Source organism: Methyloversatilis sp. (assembly GCF_051861465.1).
Lineage (GTDB): Bacteria > Pseudomonadota > Gammaproteobacteria > Burkholderiales > Rhodocyclaceae > Methyloversatilis.
The window spans coordinates 200,053-206,457 of sequence record NZ_JBHYCQ010000008.1 but is presented as its reverse complement, the minus strand read 5'-3'; the positions used below and the strand labels follow the sequence as shown (position 1 = coordinate 206,457).

At 66.4% G+C, this 6,405-nt stretch carries 5 protein-coding genes; 1 reads left to right on the top strand and 4 read right to left on the bottom strand.

The features are described 5' to 3' along the window. Positions 1–296: 296 nt before the first annotated feature. Positions 297–1,061, top strand: coding sequence for a TIGR01458 family HAD-type hydrolase (locus ACTIFF_RS13435; RefSeq protein WP_439537284.1), 765 nt, complete (start codon positions 297–299; stop codon positions 1,059–1,061). A gap of 31 nt (positions 1,062–1,092) precedes the next feature. On the opposite strand, the gene ACTIFF_RS13430 is transcribed toward ACTIFF_RS13435, so the two are convergent. From ACTIFF_RS13430 to ACTIFF_RS13415, 4 genes are all read right to left on the bottom strand, one after another. Further along, positions 1,093–2,457, bottom strand: coding sequence for a replication-associated recombination protein A (locus ACTIFF_RS13430; protein ID WP_439537283.1), 1,365 nt, complete (start codon positions 2,455–2,457; stop codon positions 1,093–1,095). 24 nt (positions 2,458–2,481) lie between these two features. Then, positions 2,482–3,120 carry an outer membrane lipoprotein chaperone LolA gene (lolA, locus tag ACTIFF_RS13425; RefSeq protein WP_439537282.1) on the bottom strand — a complete coding sequence of 213 codons (639 nt, stop codon included), beginning with the start codon at positions 3,118–3,120 and terminating at the stop codon, positions 2,482–2,484. A 2-nt stretch (positions 3,121–3,122) separates the two neighbouring features. Next, on the bottom strand, positions 3,123–5,351 hold the full coding sequence (locus ACTIFF_RS13420) for a DNA translocase FtsK (RefSeq protein WP_439537281.1): 2,229 nt from the start codon (positions 5,349–5,351) through the stop codon (positions 3,123–3,125). A gap of 143 nt (positions 5,352–5,494) precedes the next feature. Next, positions 5,495–6,166, bottom strand: coding sequence for a Crp/Fnr family transcriptional regulator (locus tag ACTIFF_RS13415; RefSeq protein ID WP_439537280.1), 672 nt, complete (start codon positions 6,164–6,166; stop codon positions 5,495–5,497). Positions 6,167–6,405 lie beyond the last annotated feature (239 nt).

Sequence of the window (6,405 nt, the reverse complement as noted above, 5' to 3'; positions counted from 1 at the left end):
GCTGTCCCTGTGGGAGCTGTCCCTGTGGGAGCTGTCCCTGTGGGAGCTGTCCCTGTGGGAGCTGTCCCTGTGGGAGCTGTCCCTGTGGGAGCGGCGCCCTCGCCGCGATACGCACTCTGCACAACAATGGTCGCAGCACTGATCGCGGCGAGGCCGCCGCTCCCACAGGCCGTTGTTCCCACAGTCCGCCGCTCCAACAGTGGGGGGCGCTCCTTCAGGAGCCACTCCTTTGGCAGGCCGCAGCCCGGGGCTGTTCGCCTGTGCCCGCCATCACCGACTCATCCGGGAGACCTGCCATGCCACTGCCCGCCCATCCCAAGGCCCTGTTGATCGATCTGGCGGGCGTGCTGCATGTCGGCGACCAGATCATCCCCGGTTCGGTCGAAGCGCTGGCGCGGCTGCGCGCCGCCGGTCTGCCGCTGCTGTTCCTGACCAACACGACGCGCACGCCGCTGCGCACGCTGGTCGCGAAGATGAATGCGCTCGGTTTGGCCATGCAGGAGGACGAACTGGTGACCGCGCCGGGCGCGACCATGAATCTGGTGCGTTCGCGCGGGCTGCATCCGCACTGGGTCGTGCACCCCGACCTGCGCAGCGAGGTCGGGCCCGATGCCGCCGAGCCCGATGCGGTCGTGCTGGGCGATGCCGGCCCCTGCTTCGACTATGCAACCCTGAACATCGCCTTCCGCCTGATCCAGCGCGGACTGCCCTTCATCGCGATGGCACGCAACCGGACTTTCAAGGAGGAAGACGGCCTGTCGCTCGACATGGGCGCCTTCGTCGCTGCACTCGAGTACAGCACCGGCGTCACGGCGGAGATCGCCGGCAAACCTGCGGCGCCCTTTTTCCAGGCCGCGCTCGACCGCCTCGGCGTGGCGGCCGCCGACGCCCTCATGGTCGGCGACGACCTGCGCGACGACATCGGCGGTGCGCAGGCGCTGGGTATTGCCGGCGTGCTGGTGCGCACCGGCAAGTACTCACCCGCTGACGAAAATCACCCGGACATTCGCCCGGACGCCCTCCACGACGATTTCGCCCGCTTCGTCGCCTACCTTTCGTAGGCACGAACCCAAACCGCGATGCGTGCGTCGATCAGTCGCCGCGCGCCTTGCGGTCCCGCTCGCGCAGTGCGGCCAGTTTTTCAGCGATCTTCGCCTCCATGCCGCGATCGGTCGGCTGGTACCACTGCGGCTCAGGCATGCCGTCGGGCAGGTAGCGCTCGCCGGCCGCATAGCCGTCCTGCTCGCTGTGCGCATAGCGGTACTCGGCGCCGAAGCCCATGTTCTTCATCATCTTTGTCGGCGCGTTGCGCAGATGCATCGGCACCGGGCGCGAACCATCTTCGGCCACGAAGCGGCGGGCCGCGTTGTAGGCCATGTAGACCGCGTTCGACTTGGCGGCGCAGGCGAGAAAGATGACCGCCTGGGCGAGTGCGAGCTCGCCCTCGGGCGAACCGAGCCGCTCGTAGGTCTGACAGGCCTGCAGCGACAGTTCCAGCCCGCGCGGGTCGGCCAGACCGATGTCCTCGACCGCCATGCGCACGATGCGCCGGCCCAGGTAGAGCGGATCGGCACCGCCGTCGAGCATGCGCACGAACCAGTACAGCGCGGCATCGGGATTGGAGCCGCGCACCGACTTGTGCAGCGCTGAAATCTGGTCGTAGAAGGCGTCTCCACCCTTGTCGAAGCGGCGCAGATTGCGCGACAGCGTGCTGTCGACAAAGGCGGCGGTGACCGGATCGACTTTGGCGGTGCGCGCAGCGGTATCGAGCTGTTCCAGCAGATTCAGCAACTTGCGTGCGTCACCATCCGCGAAACCGATCAGTCGTGCCCGGGCGTCATCATCGAATGCGAGGCCCTTCAGGGCACCGGTGCGGGCGCGCTCGAACAGCGCCTGCAATTCGTCTTCGTTCAGGCTCTGCAATATGTATACCGCGGCGCGCGACAGCAGCGCGGAATTGACCTCGAAACTCGGGTTCTCGGTCGTCGCCCCGATGAAGGTGACGGTGCCCGATTCGACATACGGCAGGAAGGCGTCCTGCTGAGCCTTGTTGAAGCGATGCACCTCATCGACGAACAGGATGGTGCGACGACCGGTGCTGGCCGCGACCGCTTCGGCGCGCTGCATGGCTTCGCGGATGTCCTTCACGCCGGCAAACACCGCCGACAGCGCGGTGAACTCGGCGTCGAAGGCCGTCGCCATCAGGCGCGCCAGCGTGGTCTTGCCGACCCCCGGCGGGCCCCACAGGATCATCGAGTGCGGAATGCCGGATTCGAAGGCGAGGCGCAGCGGCTTGCCCGGCCCGAGCAGATGCTGCTGGCCGATGACCTCGTCCGGCGTGCCCGGGCGCAGCAGCTCGGCCAGCGGGGCATGGGCCGGACTTTTCGCTTCGCCCGGCGCAGCCGCTGCGCGCGCGGGCGGCACCGGCTCATCCGGCATACCGAAAAGATCAGCCATGCGCTCGGGTCACGACGGCAGGACTCACTTCTTCGCGTCGTCGCCGATCACATCGGCGCCGGCAGGTGGCGTGAAGCGGAACTGCGCGTCGTCGAGCTTCGGATTGCGTTCGAAGCTGTTGAAACGCAGCAAGGTGGTCTGACCGAAGCTGTCGCGCAGCACCATGCCGCGCAGCATGCCGTCGGCGAAGCCGATGCGTACCGATTCGAAACCGCCTTCGGCGGCATGGGGTTTGGCGTCCACCCAGGTCAGCCCGTCCTCGACGCCGCCTTCGCGCAGTTCGAAATTGCGTTCGAGTTCGTTGCGACCGGCCAGCAGTGCGGCGGGCGTCGACGCCAGGGCGTCGCCGAGTGTCTTCACGGTGACCTGATTGAGGTCGCGGTCATGCACCCACAGCTTGTCGCCGTCGCCCACCAGCAACTGGTAGTACGGCTTGTCATAGGTCCAGCGGAACTTGCCGGGGCGCGCAAACGCCATCGTGCCGCTCGCCTCCTGCGGCTTGCGACCGGACTTGGCGGTCACCCGCTGTTCGAAGCTCGCACGGCCCGACTGGGTCGCTTCGATGAACGACCGCAATTGCTCGATGCCGCTGGCGGCCGAAGCCGGCAACGACGCCAGCAGGCACAACGCGCCGACGACGGATGCCCTCCATGGATGCACCATGATCATTCCTCCCGCACCGGCGCCAGCACTTCGCGACCGCCGGTGGCATTCATGGGTGACACGAGCCCGGATTTCTCCATCTGCTCGATCAGGCGCGCGGCGCGGTTGTAGCCGATGCGCAGGTGACGCTGCACCAGCGAAATCGACGGCCGGCGCGTCTTGACGACCACTTCGACCGCCTGATCGTACAAAGGGTCCGCTTCGCCGCCGGCACCGCCACCCGCACCTTCGAGCTGCAGTTCGCCGCCGTCGTCGTCGGTCGCGCCGGTCAGCAGGCCTTCGATGTAATCGGGCGCGCCGGTGCTCTTCAGGTGGTCGACCACCTTGTGCACCTCGCCGTCGGCGACAAAGGCGCCGTGGACCCGCGTCGGCAGGCCGGTACCGGGCGCGAGGTAGAGCATGTCACCCTGGCCGAGCAGCGCCTCGGCGCCCATCTGGTCGAGGATGGTGCGCGAATCGATCTTGCTCGACACCTGGAAGGCGATGCGGGTCGGAATGTTCGCCTTGATCAGGCCGGTGATCACGTCGACGCTCGGCCGCTGCGTCGCGAGTATCAGGTGAATGCCGGCTGCGCGCGCCTTCTGCGCCAGCCGGGCGATCAGCTCTTCGATCTTCTTGCCGGCCACCATCATCAGGTCAGCCAGTTCGTCGATGACGACGACGATCATCGGCATCGTCTGCAGCGGTTCGGGCGTGTCCGGTGTGATCGAGAACGGATTGCTCAGCGGCACGCCGGCCTTCTCGGCTTCCAGCACGCGGGCGTTGAAGCCGGCCAGATTGCGCACGCCGAGCGTCGACATCAGCTTGTAGCGGCGGTCCATCTCGCCGACGCACCAGTTGAGCGCGTTTGCAGCATGGCGCATGTCGGTCACCACCGGCGCCAGCAGATGCGGAATGCCTTCGTAAACAGACAGTTCCAGCATTTTCGGGTCGATCATGATGAGCCGGATGCGGCTTGGGTCGGCCTTGTACAGCAGCGACAGGATCATCGCATTGATCGCCACCGACTTGCCCGAACCGGTCGTGCCGGCGACCAGCACGTGCGGCATGCGCGCCAGATCGGCCACCACAGGCAGGCCGCCGATGTCCTTGCCGAGCGCCATCGTCAGCGGGCTCGCCATGTCGTGATAGGCGACCGAACCGAGGATTTCCGACAGTCGCACGATCTGCCGGCGTGCGTTCGGAATTTCCAGCCCCATGCAGCTCTTGCCCGGAATGGTTTCGACCACGCGGATGCTGGTGACCGACAGCGCGCGCGCCAGATCCTTCACCAGACCGACGATCTGGCTGCCCTTGACGCCGGTCGCCGGCTCGATTTCGTAACGCGTGACGACCGGGCCCGGATAGGCCGCCAGCACCTTCACCTCGACATTGAAATCGGCCAGCTTGCGTTCGATCTGGCGCGAAATGAGTTCCAGCGTTTCCGGGCTGGGCGGTTCGATGTCCGGCTTCGCTTCGTCGAGCAGGGCCAGCGGCGGCAGCGAGCCGGGCAGGTTGGCGAACAGCGTCTGCTGGCGCTCCTGATTGACCCGTTCCGACTGCTGCACCTCGACTTCCGGCACTTCGATGCGGATCGGTTCGCGCCGGCGCGACGGCTTGCGCCGCTCGGCTTCGACCACCGCCTCGCGCTGTTCCGCCACCTGCTGGCCGACCCGGCGGTCGCGCCAGGTGGTGAAGGCGCGCACGCTGCCGAACCACACAAGTTCCAACGCCCTGCCGACCGCTTCGGCGGCACCGAGCCAGGTGACGCCGGTCATGCCGCTCAGACCGACGCCGAGCGACACCAGCAGCAGCAGCGTGCCGCCGGTGAAGCCGAAGCCGCTGCTCAGCAGTTGCCCGAGTTCGTTGCCCAGCATGCCGCCCGGCCCGACCGGCAGATCGGCGGACAGGCTGTGAAAGCGCACCGCTTCGAGCGCGCTGCTCGACAGCAGCACCAACAGGAAACCGCCGAGCGCGACGTAGAGCGGGCGGCGATCGAGCCGGCGCTCGCTCGCGCGCGACAGCCAGACGCAGCCGCCGATCAGCAGGGCCACCCACCACCAGGCCGACAGCCCGAACAGGAACAGCGCCAGATCGGCCAGCCAGGCACCGAAACGACCGGCCGGGTTGGCCAGGCCTTCGGACGCGGCGGCGTGTGACCAGCCCGGATCGGCGCGGTCGTAACCGCCCAGTGCCATGACGAGATAGAGCGCCAGCGCGGCAAGGACCAGCCAGCGGGCCTCGTGCAGCACGGCAGCGATGCGTTCGGGAAGGGGAAGTTGCTGAGCGTCTTTCGCCACAGGGGAGATGGCGCGGGGCCGGGGTTGAAACAGGCCCGATTATAAGACGCGGGCCGCATCAGCGGCCCGTGTCGGAAAGCGGCGACCTGGAAGCGTCAAACCGTTTCGAGGCGCTCGCGCAGGTGGATCTTGCCGTTGGCTTCTTCGATCAGGCCCTGCAGGTGCAGGTCCTTCATGACGCGCGACACCATCTCGCGCGACGCGCCGATCATCTTGGCGATGTCCTGCTTGGAAATCTTGCGGTTCACGACCTTCTGGCCATCCACCTCGTCGGCCATTTCGAGCAGCAGGCGCGCCACGCGGCCATAGACGTCCATCAGCGCGAGGCTTTCGATCTTGCGGTCGTCGGTACGCAGGCGCGCCACCAGATTGCGCATGATGAACATCGACACGTCGAAGTTCTCCTGCAGCACGCGCTTGAAGTCGCTCTTGGCGATGACGATCAGGTCACTCGGCACCACCGATACCACGGTGGCCGAACGCGGGTTGTCGTCCAGCACGCCCATCTCGCCGAACAACTCGCCCGGGCCGAGCATCGACAGGATGACTTCGCGGCCCTCCTCGTCGCTCACCAGCACCTTCAGGCTGCCCGACAGGATGAGGTAGACGAAGTCAGTCTTGTCACCGGCGCGGACAACAATGGAACCGCGCGGCACGCGCCGCATGTTGGACACCTTGGCGACCGGATCGAGCGAACTGTCGGGCAGCCCGCTGAACATCGAAAACGTGCGCAAAGCCGTAACTGAAACGGGGTGAGCCGTTACCATTTCAAGACCTCCTGATGCGAGCATGCCTGACAGGAACAGGCTGCGCCGCTTTGAATGGATCGTCGCGCCTGTGGTCATTCTCCGGGCCACTGCGTCGTCGCCGGAGGTGGGGTTGAGCCACAAACACTGATGCGGCCCTGATTATAGGGACTTTTCCACACTGGAAACAAATTGCCCCAATATCTGTCTTGTTTATCGGGCGGATGACACAAGAACTTGAGAGCGATTGTGTTCAGGCG